Source organism: Microbacterium lushaniae (genome assembly GCF_008727775.1).
Lineage (GTDB): Bacteria > Actinomycetota > Actinomycetes > Actinomycetales > Microbacteriaceae > Microbacterium > Microbacterium lushaniae.
In genome coordinates this window covers 2653423-2668388 of the sequence record NZ_CP044232.1, presented here as the reverse complement: position 1 = coordinate 2668388, position 14966 = coordinate 2653423, and the positions used below count along the sequence as shown (strand labels likewise).

At 65.6% G+C, this 14966-nt stretch carries 20 protein-coding genes; 9 read left to right on the top strand and 11 right to left on the bottom strand.

Annotated elements, in window-relative coordinates; all coding sequences use genetic code 11:
- Positions 1-30 precede the first annotated feature (30 nt).
- Entirely contained in the window at positions 31-921 is an 891-nt protein-coding gene (locus tag F6J85_RS12820) for a hypothetical protein (RefSeq protein ID WP_150925513.1), read from the top strand.
- A gap of 54 nt (positions 922-975) precedes the next feature.
- Here the strand turns inward: F6J85_RS12820 and F6J85_RS12815 are convergent, their stop codons facing one another.
- Genes F6J85_RS12815 through F6J85_RS12800 form a run of 4 tightly spaced genes read right to left on the bottom strand, consistent with a single transcriptional unit; the run spans position 976 to position 4112 of the window.
- The gene (locus F6J85_RS12815; protein WP_150925511.1) at positions 976-1779 is read right to left on the bottom strand and encodes an MOSC domain-containing protein; all 804 of its coding nucleotides are present in this window, start codon (positions 1777-1779) and stop codon (positions 976-978) included.
- A 28-nt stretch (positions 1780-1807) separates the two neighbouring features.
- Positions 1808-2623 carry a MetQ/NlpA family ABC transporter substrate-binding protein gene (locus tag F6J85_RS12810; protein WP_150925509.1) on the bottom strand — a complete coding sequence of 272 codons (816 nt, stop codon included), beginning with the start codon at positions 2621-2623 and terminating at the stop codon, positions 1808-1810.
- Positions 2624-2664: 41 nt separating this feature from the next.
- Entirely contained in the window at positions 2665-3336 is a 672-nt protein-coding gene (locus F6J85_RS12805; RefSeq protein ID WP_238706957.1) for a methionine ABC transporter permease, read from the bottom strand.
- Positions 3333-4112 (bottom strand): methionine ABC transporter ATP-binding protein, encoded by a 780-nt coding sequence (locus F6J85_RS12800; RefSeq protein WP_150925506.1) that lies wholly within the window; start codon positions 4110-4112, stop codon positions 3333-3335. Before F6J85_RS12800 ends, F6J85_RS12805 begins: the two co-directional genes overlap by 4 nt.
- Positions 4113-4185: 73 nt before the next feature.
- On the opposite strand from F6J85_RS12800, the gene F6J85_RS12795 reads away from it, so the two are divergent.
- The gene (locus F6J85_RS12795; protein ID WP_150925504.1) at positions 4186-4602 is read left to right on the top strand and encodes an OsmC family protein; all 417 of its coding nucleotides are present in this window, start codon (positions 4186-4188) and stop codon (positions 4600-4602) included.
- 18 nt (positions 4603-4620) lie between these two features.
- Here F6J85_RS12795 and F6J85_RS12790 read toward each other — a convergent pair whose 3' ends face one another.
- The 4 genes from F6J85_RS12790 to F6J85_RS12775 form a co-directional block, all read right to left on the bottom strand.
- On the bottom strand, positions 4621-5061 hold the full coding sequence (locus tag F6J85_RS12790; RefSeq protein WP_238706956.1) for an ester cyclase: 441 nt from the start codon (positions 5059-5061) through the stop codon (positions 4621-4623).
- A gap of 589 nt (positions 5062-5650) precedes the next feature.
- Entirely contained in the window at positions 5651-6148 is a 498-nt protein-coding gene (locus F6J85_RS12785) for an RNA polymerase sigma factor (RefSeq protein WP_150925502.1), read from the bottom strand.
- 23 nt (positions 6149-6171) lie between these two features.
- The gene (locus tag F6J85_RS12780) at positions 6172-6744 is read right to left on the bottom strand and encodes a hypothetical protein (protein ID WP_150925500.1); all 573 of its coding nucleotides are present in this window, start codon (positions 6742-6744) and stop codon (positions 6172-6174) included.
- A gap of 213 nt (positions 6745-6957) precedes the next feature.
- Complete coding sequence (locus F6J85_RS12775) at positions 6958-7980, bottom strand: hypothetical protein (protein ID WP_150925497.1); 1023 nt, start codon at positions 7978-7980, stop codon at positions 6958-6960.
- 480 nt (positions 7981-8460) lie between these two features.
- Here F6J85_RS12775 and F6J85_RS12770 point away from each other — a divergent pair, with 480 nt between their 5' ends.
- Positions 8461-9588 (top strand): DUF4238 domain-containing protein, encoded by a 1128-nt coding sequence (locus tag F6J85_RS12770; protein ID WP_338037107.1) that lies wholly within the window; start codon positions 8461-8463, stop codon positions 9586-9588.
- A 599-nt stretch (positions 9589-10187) separates the two neighbouring features.
- Here F6J85_RS12770 and F6J85_RS12765 read toward each other — a convergent pair.
- Positions 10188-11036, bottom strand: coding sequence for a deaminase (locus F6J85_RS12765; RefSeq protein ID WP_191906601.1), 849 nt, complete (start codon positions 11034-11036; stop codon positions 10188-10190).
- A gap of 95 nt (positions 11037-11131) precedes the next feature.
- Here F6J85_RS12765 and F6J85_RS12760 point away from each other — a divergent pair, with 95 nt between their 5' ends.
- On the top strand, positions 11132-11425 hold the full coding sequence (locus F6J85_RS12760; protein ID WP_150925491.1) for a hypothetical protein: 294 nt from the start codon (positions 11132-11134) through the stop codon (positions 11423-11425).
- 8 nt (positions 11426-11433) lie between these two features.
- Here F6J85_RS12760 and F6J85_RS12755 read toward each other — a convergent pair whose 3' ends face one another.
- Positions 11434-12072 carry a hypothetical protein gene (locus F6J85_RS12755; RefSeq protein ID WP_150925490.1) on the bottom strand — a complete coding sequence of 213 codons (639 nt, stop codon included), beginning with the start codon at positions 12070-12072 and terminating at the stop codon, positions 11434-11436.
- A gap of 117 nt (positions 12073-12189) precedes the next feature.
- The gene (locus F6J85_RS12750; protein WP_150927428.1) at positions 12190-12465 is read right to left on the bottom strand and encodes a helix-turn-helix domain-containing protein; all 276 of its coding nucleotides are present in this window, start codon (positions 12463-12465) and stop codon (positions 12190-12192) included.
- A gap of 65 nt (positions 12466-12530) precedes the next feature.
- Between F6J85_RS12750 and map the strand changes: the two genes are divergently transcribed.
- The 5 genes from map to F6J85_RS17725 all read left to right on the top strand — a co-directional run bounded on the left by map (position 12531) and on the right by F6J85_RS17725 (position 14867).
- Positions 12531-13301, top strand: coding sequence for a type I methionyl aminopeptidase (map, locus tag F6J85_RS12745; RefSeq protein ID WP_135067376.1), 771 nt, complete (start codon positions 12531-12533; stop codon positions 13299-13301).
- Positions 13302-13629: 328 nt separating this feature from the next.
- Positions 13630-13956 (top strand): hypothetical protein, encoded by a 327-nt coding sequence (locus tag F6J85_RS12740; protein WP_150925488.1) that lies wholly within the window; start codon positions 13630-13632, stop codon positions 13954-13956.
- Positions 13957-14148: 192 nt separating this feature from the next.
- The gene (locus F6J85_RS12735) at positions 14149-14400 is read left to right on the top strand and encodes an addiction module protein (RefSeq protein ID WP_191906600.1); all 252 of its coding nucleotides are present in this window, start codon (positions 14149-14151) and stop codon (positions 14398-14400) included.
- A complete protein-coding gene (locus tag F6J85_RS12730) occupies positions 14397-14708 on the top strand; it encodes a type II toxin-antitoxin system RelE/ParE family toxin (protein WP_150925484.1) in 312 nt (103 codons plus the stop codon). The genes F6J85_RS12735 and F6J85_RS12730 overlap by 4 nt, the downstream gene beginning before the upstream one ends.
- Positions 14709-14711: 3 nt before the next feature.
- Entirely contained in the window at positions 14712-14867 is a 156-nt protein-coding gene (locus F6J85_RS17725) for a hypothetical protein (protein WP_191906599.1), read from the top strand.
- Positions 14868-14966 lie beyond the last annotated feature (99 nt).

Genomic DNA, 14966 nt, shown 5'->3' with positions numbered 1-14966 from the left:
TAGGGCCGGTTCTCTGTGATACTGGGGCCCATGAAGCCACCCCACCTGATCACCGCGGGGGTCATCGCCGTCGCCGCGCTTGCCCTTCCGACATCGGCGATGGCCGCCCCCGCCCCGCCGCCGGTGGAGTTCCTCACGACGGGGGAGGTGGAGCTGCACACCGCGGACGAGACCGACGAGCAGTTCGATCCGGGCACCGTGTATTGGGAGGCGCAGCTCCAGTGGAGCGACGGGACCTATCCGTATGTCGCCACATGGGAGCGTTCTGAGGGGACGTGGGCGTCGGAGGACGAGGCGAAAGCGCATTTCGCCGACGCCGGCATCGTCGACGCGATCACAGCGGGTCGTCAGTGCGAGGCATCCCGCATTCAGGAGATCGCCGCGGGAACGCCCTCATACGACGAGTTCCATGCATTATCGGGCGTCACGGGCGAGGAATGGACAATCGCCCCTGACACCTGGGAGGAGATCGAAGAGGCGTGCGCCTACGAGCACCCGGAAGAGTGGGAATGGGCGTGGGAGCATACTCCGTCGATGGGCGACGAGGAGACCGGGATCGTGACCGTACGGATCCCGATCGACGTGATGGGGCCCGGCGAGCACGAGCTGTTCGTCACGCCCTACGGGTTCTCATACGAGCCCTCCGCCGAACTCGATGAGCTCTGCCGCATACACACGTGGCCGGACGGCCACTGGGCGAGCCGGACCTGCCGGTTTGCATGGCTGGAGACGGCGACGACCACGGTGACCGTGCCCGAGCCCCCGAGCGCTGCCCCCACGGAGGCCCCGGCGGCGGACGCGCAGGAGTCGTCGGCCGCTCTGTCCGCGATGCCCGTGCTGGTGGGAGCTGCAATCGGTCTCGTGGTTGTGGCCGGCGTGGTCGTCCTCATCGTCGTCATGCGGCGCCGCACCCGGTCATAGCCGCCGAGCCGGTGCTGGTCACCGGCTCGGCGTCCCCGGCCACCCTCCGCCGGCTCACCGTGTGCTGTCGAAGGTGATCGCATCACCGACGCGGACAGCACCGCCGCCGTCGAGGGGGAGCAGCAGGATCCCGAGGGTGGGCTCCGCCTGGTCGAAGTCGGTGGTGAGGATGCGGAGGAGGCGCGCGTCGCGCTCGCCGGTGTCGGGGTTGGCCATGATGGCCGCGCAGCGTCCGATGGGCCGCTGCACCTCGAACCCCACCTCGCCGATCCGCACGTGCCCGGCCCAGTCGAGCTCCTCCCACGGGGCCGTCCCGTCGATCACGATGTTGGAGCGGAACCGGCGGTCATCGACGGGCGCGGGCACCGCCGCATCCACTGCCGCCACGGACGCCGTGCCGTGCAGCGACACCAATCCGCGGGGGCGATCCTGGAACCGCGAGATCATCCCGTCGCCGACGAGCCGGAGGGGCAGGATGCCGTCGCCGGCGAGGCGTCGCGCGTCCGGCGTTTCGGCGAGGAAGGACGTGACCGCCTCCTCGAGTTCGCGGCGCCCCGCCGCATCGAGACCCGCGTCGGCCACCACGCGTTCACCGGCCGACAGTCGCACGCGCAACTCGACGTGGTCGTACTCCAGCCGCAGGCGGGCCAGGGAGGGGAACTCCATGAGCGAGAGCCCGCGGTCCTTCGGCCAGTACTCCCGCCCGTCGCGCATCTCGGGTTCGGATGCGGCGGCGAAGCGGAAGGCGAGCACCCGGTCACCGGCGACGCGTCCGTCGGCCTGCACGATGAGCTCGTCCCGTCGCTCGGGCGTGAAGCCTTTCACCGGGTAGCGGTAGAGGGCGGTGACGGCGGGCACGCCTCATCCTTTCACCCGCCCGCAGCCGTCAGAACGCGACCTCGATCGTGGCGTTGGACTCGATCACCTCGCGGACGGAGTCGCTGGTGAACGCCTTCGTCAGCGCCGCGGTCGCCTCCGAGCCTTCGTCCTCTTCGCGGACGACCAGGTTGAGCGCGAAGGTGTCGTCGAGCTCGGTGAGGAGGCCGTCATCCTGTGGGGTGAGACCGAGGGCTGCGATGTGCGAGGGCCACTGGAAGACGAGGTCGGCTTCGTCGTAGGCGGCGTTGAGCGAGCTGATCGGCACCTGCAGGAACTCCAGGTCCTTCGGGTTGTCGGCGATGTCGGCCACGGTCGCCTCGTACGGGTCGACCGCAGCGTCCAGCGTGATGATCCCCTCGGCGTCCAGGAGCTTGAGCGCGCGTCCGGTGTTGGACGGATCGTCCGGGATCGCCACCGTGGCGCCGGCGGGGAGCTCGGCGATGTCGGTGAGCGTCTTGGAGTAGAACGCGATGACGAAGTTGTACACCGGCTGCACGCCCACGAGCGTTCCGTCGTTGCCGGCGTTGAACGATTCCATGTAGGGCACGTGCTGCGAGAAGTTCGCGTACACGTCTCCGTCGTTGAGGATCGTGTTGGCGGTGACGTAGTCGGAGACCTCGACGAGCTCGATCTCGTACCCGTCGTCGATGGCATCCGCCGCCGCCTCCACGACATCCGTCATCGGCGAGGTGACCGCCGCGACCTGGAGCGTGACCGGGGCGGTGTCATCGCCCGCCGCATCCCCTCCGCCGGAGGCGCAGCCGGCGAGGACCAGCACCGCTCCCAGCGCGGATGCGACGATGCTGACTCGAGACGATCTCATGTGTTCCTTCTTTCCTGGGTGGCTCGGTGGCGTGGCCGGGATCAGCGATGATCCAGCCGCACGGAGGTGCGATGACCGACCGCCTGGATGGCGAGGACGCACGCGATGATGATGACGATCGTGATGTACATGAGGACGTCGTTGTACTCCTGGTAGCCGTACCGCATCGCGAAGTCGCCGATCCCGCCGCCGCCGACCACGCCGAGGACGGTGGAGTAGGACAGCAGGCTGATCGCGGCGGAGGTCAGGGCGTAGACGAGGCCCGACCGCGCCTCCGGCAGCAGGACGCGGAACACCGCCCGCGGCACCGTGGCGCCCATCGCCACCGCGACGCGCGAGATGCCCGGCGGGATCTCGCGGAGGATCTGCTCGACCAGGCGCGCGTAGATGGCCACCGCCACGAAGCACAGCGGCAGGGTCGCGGCCTGCGTGCCGAAGCTCGTCCCGATCACGAAGCGGGTGAAGGGGATGAGGAAGACCACCAGCAGGAGGAAGGGGAAGGAGCGGACGATGTTGATGTACATGTTCGCCACCGACCACACCGCCCGGTTCTCCGCGATTCCGCCGCGCTGGGTGAGGAAGACGACCATCCCCAGCGGCAGCCCGATCAGTACGGCGGACAGCAGAGAGACCAGCAGCATGTAGCCGGTCTCGCCGAGGGCCTCCAGCATGTCGCCGCCGTACTCGGAGAGGAGTTCGGACACCGCGTTCACGGCATCAGCTCCCGCTTGACCTGCTCGTAGTAGGTCGGCAGGCTGCGGTAGTCGCTCTTGATGACCGGGATCAGCTCGCGCAGGCGCCCCCGCTCGAGAAGAGCCGCACGGTCGCAGATCGCCTTGACGACATCCAGGTCGTGCGTGATGACCACCACGGTGGTGCCGAGCTTGTCTCGGGCATCGGAGAGCACCCGCAGGATCTCGGCGGTGGTCGAGGCATCCAGCGACGAGGTCGGCTCATCGCACAGCAGGAGCGCGGGCCGGGAGACCAGCGCCCGGGCCAGTCCCACGCGCTGCCGCTCGCCGCCGCTGAGCTGTGCGGGGAAGTGGTCGGCGCGGTGCGACAGCCCCACGAACGCGAGGATCTCGTCGACGGCGCCGCGCTCCTCGGCGCGCGTGAGGGCCGCGCCGTCGCCTCGGTGTGCGAGCTGCAGGGGGAGGGCGACGTTGGCCCGCACCGTGCGATTGCTCAGGAGGTGGATTCCCTGGAACACGACACCGATGCCCTGCCGCAGCCGGCGCAGTCCGCGGCGGCGCAGCCGGGTGACATCCACGCCCTGCACGGTGAGGGAGCCGGACGTCGGCGTCGTCAGCCCGTTGATGAGTTCGAGGAGCGTGGTCTTGCCCGCGCCGCTCTCGCCGATGACCCCGAAGATCTCGCCCTGCCGGATGCTGAGGCTGATGCCGTCCAGCGCCGGGCGCGCATCGGAGCCTGCGTCGTGGTGCTTGGTGACGTCCTGGAACTCCACGATCGCGGTGCCGGTGGAGACCATCGCGTCGTGTTGTCCTTTCAGGTCCGGGGTGCGCCGGAGAAGTTTATGTATCGCGTCCAACTATACTTCCCCTGTGAGTGCGAGGTACCGGACGGCCGCCGTCAACCGCGATGGCGGGGACGGTGTCAGCAGTGTGATCGGTGGACTCGAGGTGGCGGTGTCGTCTCCACTGGCGCCGGACTTCGATCCCGCTGCATCCAATCCGGAGCAGCTGCTCGCGCTGGCGTGGGTCACGTGCCTGAACGCCACGGCGCAAGCGGTGGTCGCGGGGGAGCGGCGCACCGCGGTGCGCGTGGAGGTGGAGCTGCATCCGTCCCCCGCGGGCTCGGGGTACGAATTCCTTGTGGACGCCTACCTCTCGGCGGAAGGCGCGTCGATGGATGAGACCGCGGACATCCTCGCCGCCGCGCACGCGCGGTGCCCGGTGTCGAAGCTGGTGGCGGCAGCATCCACCGCCCACGTGCATCCGGAGGCGTACGGCGCGGGCTGAGCGGCGTTGGCGGCGCCTCTAGCCCTGGAGCTGACCGAGGAGCTCGTGAAGGTCGGTCAAGCCGGAGAACTCGGTGATGCGCCCCTTCGCCACGCGATACATAGCGAACTCGGCGACGTTCGCGTGCCGACGGGTCGGTGCGATGCCGCGGAAGGCTCCGAGGTGCGTGCCGCTTCCGCGGAGGTGTGCCGCCACGCGGTCGTCTTCGACGATGAGTTGGATGCGGCGCCAGCGCCAGTCGGGAAACGCGGAGAAGAGGTCGGCCATGTCATCCACCCACGCGTCAGCGCCGCCGGGAAGGTGCGCACGCCGCACCGCCGGATCCACGAAGGAGCGGATGGCCTCGAGGTCGTGCCGGTTGCAGGCATCGAGGTAGTCGCCGAACCACTCGCGCATCTGCCACGGCTCCACCGTTTCATTATCGGTGGGATTGCCGTGCGGGTCGGTGGTGGCGGGCACCTGCCCTGACTCCGAGTCGGTCTCACGACCGCGAAGAGTCCGCTGCTGGGGCGGCTCGCTGTACCGCTGCGCACGGAAGCGGGTACGGCGGAAGTCGAAGTGCGGTGGGCCCCGTGGGGCTCGAACCCACGCACGGCACTTCTCACAGTGATTCGGAACTGCGGAAAACCGCGGAAATACGCGGATATAGAGCATGTTCGGTCGGGTTCAATTTGGTTGGTTCTGGTTCAGATGTTGTCAGATTGTTGTCACGTGGACCGTCCGGAGCCGAGCACGACACCCATGACCCCTCGGCGGTGGTCCTCAACCAGGAGTGTGAGATCAGACGCATTTCCCCGCAGCCGGCGAACACGTCCTCGGTGCGGACGAGTTCGGATCCTCAACGGCAGACGAGCCTCACCGCCACCGATCGCCCAGACCGTCCCGACCGCATCGGATGGATCCGCCAGCGTGGCAGGCGCGCGATTCGGATCCTTCTACGGCTCAGTGGGGGCTGTTGTTCAACGGCAGAGGTCCAACCGGCGAGCGGTCCGACATTGGAATGACGACAGGTTCTGTCGGTGGAAGTTCGATGTCGCCTGGACGGGGCTCATACATGACGCTCTCCGATCTGAGCTGTGCTTTCCTCGACAGCCGCGCGTAGCGCTGTCTTGAGCCTCGTTAGCCGGGACCGCGCCGTGGAGGGGTTGATCCCGAGGATTGCCGCCGCCTCGTGCGATGGGAGCCCGTCCCAGTAGGTGAGGCGGATGAGTTCGGCATCTTCTTCATCGAGAGCGGCGATCGCATCTCTCAGGTCTGCGTGTTCACCGTCTGGCACTGCGGAGATGTCAAGGGAGGCTTGGGCGCGCAGCTGCTTGACGGCGTCAGAGTGACGGGCGAGAGTCCGTTGCTCGCTTCGGACGATGTTCCTCGCGACGCCGTATAGCCACATCCGTGCGTGGAGCGGATCCTTCGGCATGCGCCGACGGATACGCCAGGCGGTCAGGAGAAGTTCGCCGTACGCCTCTGCAGCATCCTCCGAGTTAGGAATGCGACGTTGGAAGTAGCCGAGCAAGGCACCTTGGTTCTCGCGGAGCACCGCTTCCATGACCACGGAGGTTTGATCGACGCTCACTGGCGGCACTGATCTCTCTGGCCATGCAAAGAGATCGGCCACGCGTCGTCCGTCGAGTAACCGCGTTCGACGAGCTCAGCCGCCAGCTGATCCCACACCAGATCGAACACTGCCTCTTGCTTCCAGTCCGCGTCACTCATCTCCTGAGCGACCAGCTTTTCCCTAAGCTCGGCTTCCTTCGCGCTGGTGTTTGCAGCGAGGGCCTCGACATCGATCGACTCGAGGATTTCTCGGGCATCACGAGCCATCGGCGAGTCTTTCGAGTACCCCGTGGCGTACTCGATTCGCATACCTTGATAACAGCGCGAACCGTTGTCCAGAGGAACCTCGAACACGTTCTCCGCCATCCAGCCCCAAGGTGTCTGGAACCCGTTTCCCGCAAGCGCGGCAGATCCACCACCAATCAAGAGAACCGATAGACCTGCTGCGGCAAGGAGCCGCTTCCCCCGTCGCGGCCGCCGAGTTTGAGCCTCGCGAAGAATTCGTTCCTGATGCGCATCCATGCCCATCGGGGTTGTCACCGGTGGTGACGACTCGCGGAGCATCTGTTCAAAGTCGATGTCGTTCATGCGGATCTCCTCAGCCCGAAACGGCTTTCACCTACTACATGACGAAACCGACTCATTCTGTCCAAACGGGCCCCCAGATCTACCTCAAGAGGTTACGGACACCCTCGCGCTGATCACAGAAGCCGTCATGAGCCGTCAAGGATCGGTTCCTTCACCGCCCGGAAACCGATCGGCTTACGTGCACGTCGAGCCGGTGTCGAGACCGGGGTGCGATCAGCCCGAGATGTGCCGCGACGTGATCTTGAACTCCGCGTTGCGACCGCCGTCGATGTCGCGCCACAAGAAGCCGAGCCCGCGGAGCCATTCGTCGAACAGGTCCGCCAACGCCTTCATGAGTGGACGCTGCGCTTCGGGTGTGAACTGCTCGGCCGGCGTCGGCGTCATTCCGAGGAGCTCCTCGAGCCGATCCCAGTACGGCGCGGCGAGTTCGTCCCAATCAGTGCCGCTCGCGCTGAGAGGTTCAGTGACCGCGCCGACTCGTCGCGCGGCGGCGACGTTAGCGAGAGCTTTCCACGCATGCTGCGCCTGCGCGAGCACCGCGTCCATCAGAGTCTCGACGTTCCGGTGGCGCTGGTTCTCGCGCACCGCCCGCTTCAGCCCCTCACGGAATGCAGGGAGCGTCTCGGCGGCTACCTCGTACTCGAAGGCCTCTCGGAAGTCCGCAGCGACGCCGAGCTCGGCCCTGTACTCGTCCAGAACGTCGTGGGCGAGGAAGAGGAAGTCGCGTCGAGCACGATCCGTGCCACTGAGGTCGACACCGGCCTCGCCTTTCTGCGTCATGCGCACATGCTGGGCCTCGGGGACAATGATTCGCCGTGCGAGCGCGACCCGTCCCTCGGTGTTGGCGGAGAACTCGTCCGCCTCCTCCCCGGGCTGCATGCTCGCTGCGGCGTCGGCGTCAACATAGAACCAGAACGGCATAAGCACATGAACTTCATCGCCCACGTTCATGGTCTTCCCGCCCAACGTGCCGGCGCCGCGCTCGTCACTGAACGCATCCCGCAGGTGCGGCTCAAGCCGCTCACGGGTGGACGCGACCATGTCACCGGTGACGACCAGCACGACCTTCGTCATGTCGACGGCCGTCAAAGCGAGGATCGCCCGGGCGAGGTTCACCTGCTGCGTGGGAATCCACGTCTCTTCATCCATTCCGAGCAGGACCGGGTTGACTGCCTCGAAGGCGTAGGCGACCAGCGGGGGCGCGACGAGCTCGGCTGACGGTTCGGTATCGGGCACGACTCGATAGTGGCAGACCACCCACGGCGCGGGAGTCGGAGACACGACGTGCGATTCTGGCAGGCCGCAGAAGGGCACCGATCTATCTATCCGCACCATCCAGGTGGCGACTCGCACGCACCTCGTGCCCGACGATGTCCTCAGCCCGCGGTTCCTTCTTCACCGCGACGCGCCGGGGGTCAGCCGCATGACCTGCGAAACCCTGCTCATGTTGCGAACGGATGGTCACGCGCTCGAACTGCAGCACCGATATCCGGTGGCGTGGTTCGAAACGTTCGTGGAGGCGGTTGTTTGGTGCCACAAGGAGATCGAGGCGCCTGACCCTCGGTACCGATTCGGGATGGGTACGGTTCCGCCGTGCCCGCTGACGAACAACGCCGGCGAATCGTGTCCTGCGCGAGGCCCCACGAATGTCTACGCTCGTCTTTGCTGCCGGTACGCTCGACGGACCTCGTGTCGAGGTTGCGTGCAGGGGGACTGATGCCGGGGGCGTTCGCTGACAGAGAGTGGCGCGTAGTCAGCCGCACGCGCAACCCGTGGGGCAGGGTTCCACTTACGGATGGTGGACGGCATCTCGAAGGTGACGCGCAGCAGTACATGCTTCGCCTCGCGGCGCAGCGGGAGCTTCCAGATACTCCTAGCCGGCGCCACCACTTCGTTCCGCGCTCCTACCTGCGCGAGTGGTCCTCGGACGGTAAACGTGTATGGATGCTCGACACTGCTGACCATGCTGTCCGCCTCGTCGGGATTGCCGACGCGTGCGTGCAAGAGAACTTTCACCGTGTCGTCGGTCCGGGCGGAGTACCGCACAACCGCGTAGAGCTCATGTTTGGCGTGGTCGATGCAGAGCTACGTCGGGTACAGCGACTCTTCAACACGCTTGACGATCCCGAAGAGCTTCGGTTCGACGATCTGCTCGGACTCGGCGTCTCGATGGCTATGCAGCGCATGCGCACGCCCCAGACGCGTCGCCTACAGCGGCAGTACAATCGATGGCTGGTCGCACAGGACCCAGAGCACTTCGCCTCCATCGACAACGATCCGGATGCTCCTCACCGAGAAGCCGGATTTCACACGCGTTCGCTGTTCGAAGCGATGTGGGGTGCCGCCGATGTCTTCATTACGCGCCAGATCGAAGTGTGGACGGATCCCGCGGGACGTTTCTGGACGTGCGATGCACCCGTTCTGGTTCCCTTCGAGCGTTCCGAGCGTCCGGACCTGCAGCTCGCGCCGTACATCCTGTGGCCCATCAGCCCCTATCGTGTTGTGGCACTTACGCACGATCTGGTCGGGGAAAAGGCTGTGATCAAGGTTGCCGACGGAAAGATGCTGGGATTGGTGCGCGACGCTGTCGAGGAAGGACGCGAACGCATGATTTTCGCCAGCGATACGCAAAGGTCTCGCCTGCCAGTTGCCAAACTTTTTCGCCGTCGAGCGCAGTCCGTCCTGACGTGCGCAGATCACACACCGGAGGGAGATCCGGTGCCGCCCCCGGGATGCTGTGTGAAGTGGGCGGTGGGGCTGCGTGCGGAGCCGGGGGTGCATCTCTGCGAACAGGGATTACACCGTGACGCCCCTCGATGCGCGAACTGGTCTGAGACGGGTTGAGTCTTCGCGAGCACACGTCGATAGCGTGGACTGGCTAACCTAACGCGCCACGGCCCACGCGAGTCCGGCCTGTTCTTTCACGGCAGCTTCATCCCGATGGACGTTGACTACGACAGCGAGATCGAAGGCGTGGTCGTGGACGGACAGCCACCAATCCGTGTTCAGCCCGCGTTCTCCGTTCGCCTAAAGCGTGGGCTGCACGATTACCGGTCGATATCCGGGCGGTGCGCGTAGACGGGGCGTCGCGGGCGGCGCTTTGGCTGCGCGCCCATCTCCAGGTCCTTCTCGAGCGCGAGGGCTCCACCATAGCGAGAGGGACCGACATCGCAATCGCTCGTTGACGCCAAAACAAATGTCCCGAGCCTTCGCGAGGTCAGCGCCTAAGGGGTCGCATATCTGACGGCACTGTCGTCATCGAAGCTCGCCGTGATGCGGCCTGCGCACCAGCAGGCTCTCGAAAGTTCAACGGCGTGTCGCCCACAAACCCGACGGTCCGCTCACGCCCCTCTGCCCGGGAGCGCGGGCGAGATCGGCGAAGTGTCGCCCGATGCCCGCGCGCCGGCAAGTCCATTCATTGCTCGCGCGGCCGGCGCCGCAGGCTAACGTAAGCGGATCTGCCAATTGATCGTGACCGACACGTGCCCCGTGCCCCCGTAGTCCTCGGTCGGCTCGATCGCAGTGACCTTGCAGAGCACGTGCCCGTGCTCGTTTCGCATCACTCCAATGGATCCGACGGCAATCTTTGGCGAGTGGTGACCGTAGTCGAGCGCGTCAGGATCGTCGATCTCGTCGAACTGCTCTGCGTACCGCGCAAGAGCCACAATTCCAGACTGCCCTCCGTATAGGTAGATCGCGCGAGCTCCGCAGTTGCTCCACTCCGTCCCCCAGGCCGGCGAGCCCTCATCCTCGTCCACAGCGATTGTGAAGCGTCCGCCGTTCTGCGTGAAGTCGAACTTCGCGCCCGCGCTCATCCCGTACCCGCGGGTAAAGAGCTTCGTGAAGTTGTGTCCGGCCTGGTGGGCGCTTTCACGGAGATCGGCTGGGAAGTCTCGCAGCGCGACACCGTGATCGCGGAGTTGCTTCCAACCGCGGCGGTATATCTGAGGGTTCGGGTCGTACTCACCGATGTGGACTTCGCCAATGCCAGCGGAGGCAATTAGCTCCGCACAAGGGACTCGCCTGGTACGAGAGTTTGCGCACGGTTCCAGCGTGGTGAAGAGCGTCGCGCCTCTCACATTGAGGCCCCGGTCCTCAGCCTTGACCAGTGCAACCTGCTCGGCATGAAGACCGTCCAATTCTCCTCTGAAGCCAGTCGCGAGGATGGTGTCACCGCGCGCGATGACCGCTCCAACTCGCGCATTACCCGGGCACTTCAACGCCTCCGCGATTGCCCGGGAGGCATGGGATCGATTGACTTCAAGAGCGGGCGAGTCGGCAAGGGATTCCACTCGCACATCATGTCAGCGGCCCGGAGGCTTCGCGGCGAGATCGCCCGCAAGCCGGTGGCCGAGCGGGCGCTCAGCGAGTGCGTCAGGATGTATTCGTGAGCGGCGGGGATCGAACCTGGAAGTCGATCTATGCAGCTGTGCTCGAACTACTGAACGATCTCGATCCCTACGGCCTTGAACCCGGGCGCGCGGACGGCGCACCGGCAGACGAGTACAGCTCTGAGGCTGGGCCGCTCGCTAGCCACCTGATCAACGACGGCCGCATCGAAGCAGCGGACGTAGACGCGATCTGGACTCGCTGGTTTGGTGAGCCTCTCAGCATCATTGATAGCGCGCGATTCGCTGCATTCGTCGTCGACCTGAACGCCTTGCTTACTACGCGCCCTTGAGACGGTCGCTATTCGAGACGTTCAGCAGGCGCGGCAACCCTGACTTCCATCGCCGCCGATACATCGGGATCCTCATCGCTGTTCAGCAGCGACACGACGTCACTTGGAAGTTCACGCTCCGCGGCGAGGTACCACCGTTGCAGCGGCGACCCCGCCCGAGCTATCCGACGCGCCAGCTCCGGATCCGGCGCCAAGCCTTCCGAAGGAGCATCGCTCCGCTCGATCGCCAGCTGCATAACCGCCGACACCATGACGTCGCCGCGACGACGAGCCGTCGTGGCGTTGAGTGAGACGACGACGCTGCCCCCTGACCACATAGTCCAGTCCGGGTCCACAGCGGAACGCTCAAGGGTGCGCGCGGCTCCAGCATCGAGCTCATCGCGTACCCGCTCTGCAGTGCCCAACACCGCCTCGTCTGAACCGTTCACGAAAATCGACACGTTCGGTGCGTGGCCGGAGGAGACAACAACCCACTCGGGATGAGCTTTGAGTCGCCACAAACCAGCCTCCGTCGAGCGAACCCAGCCCGCGGTCTCTAAACCCGCAGCCAGCGAGTCGACATTCGACAGCAGATCACGAGCGATAGCTTCACGAACGACCCCGATCACTCCGTCTGGCGCATCAGCCGCACCGGCAACATCGAGCATCTGCACTCCCAACGACGCATCCACCGTACGTCGTTGCCTCAGTGATCGGCAGGCGTCCGTCGCGCGCTGATCCTTACTGTCACCGTTTGAGGGTCCTCTTGCGTACGGCTTTCAGCGTCAAGCGGTCAGGGGCTGACCTGCTTCTGCGCCCGGCATGCTGGACTCTTCGGCGAGTGAGTCGAGTGAGAGGTCGAGCGCGGATGCGACTGCGGTGACAGTGGCGAAGGAAGGGGTGACCAAGCGGCCGGTCTCGATCTTCCGCAGTGTCTCGGGCGAGATCCTTGCCATGGACGCAACTTCGAGGATCGAGCGGCTCCCTCGCGCCTGCCGCAGAAGAGCGCCTAGGCGCCGGCCACGCTCGATATCCTCCGGGGTGTGTGGCAAGCGAACCATCATGAGGTCGAGCGTATCGGTATAGTTTGACCGGTACTTTAATACCGAACTGGTTGGAGCGCTTGATGATCGAGATCTTCCGTTCATCGGAGGTCGACCGTGCCCGGTCCGCTGGCGCAGTGGTCGCGAACATACTGCACGAATTGCGCGAGCGGTCCACTGTAGGGGTGAACCTCCTGGATATCGATGAGTGGGCGCGCAAGCTCATCGTGGCGGCTGGCGCGCAGTCCTGCTACGTCGATTACGCGCCGTCGTTCGGCAACGGGCCCTTCGGGCACTACATCTGTATGGCCGTGAACGACGCGGTTCTTCACGGGTTGCCGCATGACTACGCGCTCCGGGATGGGGACCTTGTCACCCTGGATCTCGCGGTCCTCAAGAATGGGATGGCCGCGGATGCCGCAGTCAGCTTCATCGTCGGGCCGACCAAACCCGCAAGCAGTATCCGACTCATCGAGGCCACCGAGAACGCTCTTGCGGCCGCCATCGACGCAGCTCGTCCGGGGAACCGTATCGGCGACATCTCGTACGCCATCGGCTCCGTGCTCGAGGAAGCCGGGTACTCGATCAACACGGAGTTCGGCGGACATGGGATCGGTTCCGTCATGCACGGCGACCCGCACATACCGAATACTGGACGCCCTGGCCGTGGGTACAAGCTGCGCCCCGGTCTGCTTCTCGCCCTCGAACCCTGGGTGATGGAAGACACGGACGCTCTGATCACTGACCCGGACGGATGGACCCTTCGCAGCGCTACAGGCTGTCGCACAGCGCACAGCGAGCACACCATCGCGATCACCACGGGCGCCGCCGAGATTCTCACCGCGCCGCGCTAATCGGAAGGCATGCCCGCTACAGCCCTATGCGAACGTAGGTCGGTCCTGCTACGCGCACCCGGAGCCGTCACGCGGCGGTCCCTGCGGAGGTAGTGACGTAGGGACGAAGCGATGCTCGCAAGACCCGCCCCGGTCGATGCCCGATGCGGCCGCCTCTCACGCACGGCCGAAGACAGCGCGGATTGAGTGTCGGCACAGAACGGCGGTCGCGGATAGGAACCACAACCCAGCGTGCGGGGGAATTGACGAAACAACGATGCACGCAGGCACTTCCTGTGGGTGCTACAGATCTTGCGCGTTGGCTGGCCTCGTGTGTAAACCATGTTGCATGGCCAAATCGAAGCGGCGGAGCGAGGACGGCAGGGCCAAGGCGCACGCTCGTCAGCGCGAGCGGAATGAGAGGGCTGCCGCCGAGCGGGCCGTTCTCGCTGCCCGACAGGCCGCCTCGAAACGTCTCGACGGCAGCACGACCTCAGGTCTGCAGCGACTGGGCGAACTGTCGACCAGGCTCGAACGGCTTCATTCCGAGGAGAGCGACATCCTCCGTGAACGCGATCAGCTGATCGACGACCTGCGCCTTCTCGACACGTCTTGGAACCTCATCGCTCTTCGCAGCGGCGTCAGTCGCCAAGCACTGAGCAAACGCGCCCGGTGAAGTTCCCAGGACACCGCATTGGCACGTCGAGGCGGGACCAGGGGCTGTAGCGGGCGATGCCGCACGGCCTCGACGAGCCGAGCCTCGACAATGCTCCGAGCGGCGATGACGTCAGCGACGGTTGTGCGACTCGCTCCCGTTAGACGGATACCTGCCGTGGTCGCCGTCGGTCCTCGGTCGTACACTCGGTGCATGGCGCTGGACCTCAACGAATACATCGAAGCGGGCTACGCACTGACGCCCGCCGAACGCCTTGAGGCTGCCCGCGCCTTGCAACTCAGCGTCGACCAAGACACGGATGAGCGCCAGCCCGAGATCGACGCCGCGTGGGAAGACGAGATCGATCGTCGACTGGACGAGTTCAAGCGAGGAGAAGCCGTTCTCGTCGATGGTCGCGAAGGTCTGGCTGCGATCCGGGACGAACTGGCAGCGCGCGTTCGGTGACCTACCGGTGGCGTGAGCACGAAGCTGCCCACGCGGAACTCCGCGAAGCAATCCTCTTCCTCGAGGACCAGCGCGAAGGGTGGGGTGAGCGCTTCGCCGATGCCGTCGAGGCAGCGATCAACAGCATCCTCGAATCGCCCGACAGCTGGGGGCTTCATCGTGGGCGCCCTCGCGTGCCGCCGGTGCGGTCGCGAAGCGTTGCAGGCTTCCGGTACGACATCAAATACGTCGTCATCGAGGACGAGGTGATCGTCCTGGCGTACGCGCACGAGCGACGCAAACCCAACTATTGGTCCGAGCGGCTCTGACTCATGAGCGACAGGCAGACCATCCACGGCGTGCCCATCACCGACGCGCAGATCGCGACGTGGGCGATCGAGGCTGCAGCTGGATACGACGTCGAGGAACTGAAGCGACGCATGCGCGCGCGACCGGGGCCGAACTCCTCCGCAGAGGCGGATCAATAGAGCCGGAGCCGTCGCTCCTATCCACAGGCCCGAAGCAGCCCGCCACGGTTGCCGGAGTTCGGCGCAGGATGCATCATGCGCAACACGGCGTACCGCCGC

Bases quoted from the DNA above. Each gene is read 5' to 3' on its own strand.
- F6J85_RS12810 (WP_150925509.1), bottom strand. From the start codon at position 2,623: ATGAGATCGTCTCGAGTCAGCATCGTCGCATCCGCGCTGGGAGCGGTG.
- F6J85_RS12800 (WP_150925506.1), bottom strand. From the start codon at position 4,112: ATGGTCTCCACCGGCACCGCGATCGTGGAGTTCCAGGACGTCACCAAG.
- F6J85_RS12755 (WP_150925490.1), bottom strand. From the start codon at position 12,072: ATGCTCGATGTTGCCGGTGCGGCTGATGCGCCAGACGGAGTGATCGGG.
- map (WP_135067376.1), top strand. From the start codon at position 12,531: ATGATCGAGATCTTCCGTTCATCGGAGGTCGACCGTGCCCGGTCCGCT.
- F6J85_RS12780 (WP_150925500.1), bottom strand. From the start codon at position 6,744: ATGAACGACATCGACTTTGAACAGATGCTCCGCGAGTCGTCACCACCG.
- F6J85_RS12770 (WP_338037107.1), top strand. From the start codon at position 8,461: ATGCCGGGGGCGTTCGCTGACAGAGAGTGGCGCGTAGTCAGCCGCACG.
- F6J85_RS17725 (WP_191906599.1), top strand. From the start codon at position 14,712: ATGAGCGACAGGCAGACCATCCACGGCGTGCCCATCACCGACGCGCAG.
- F6J85_RS12735 (WP_191906600.1), top strand. From the start codon at position 14,149: ATGGCGCTGGACCTCAACGAATACATCGAAGCGGGCTACGCACTGACG.
- F6J85_RS12740 (WP_150925488.1), top strand. From the start codon at position 13,630: ATGGCCAAATCGAAGCGGCGGAGCGAGGACGGCAGGGCCAAGGCGCAC.
- F6J85_RS12750 (WP_150927428.1), bottom strand. From the start codon at position 12,465: ATGGTTCGCTTGCCACACACCCCGGAGGATATCGAGCGTGGCCGGCGC.
- F6J85_RS12785 (WP_150925502.1), bottom strand. From the start codon at position 6,148: ATGGAAGCGGTGCTCCGCGAGAACCAAGGTGCCTTGCTCGGCTACTTC.
- F6J85_RS12820 (WP_150925513.1), top strand. From the start codon at position 31: ATGAAGCCACCCCACCTGATCACCGCGGGGGTCATCGCCGTCGCCGCG.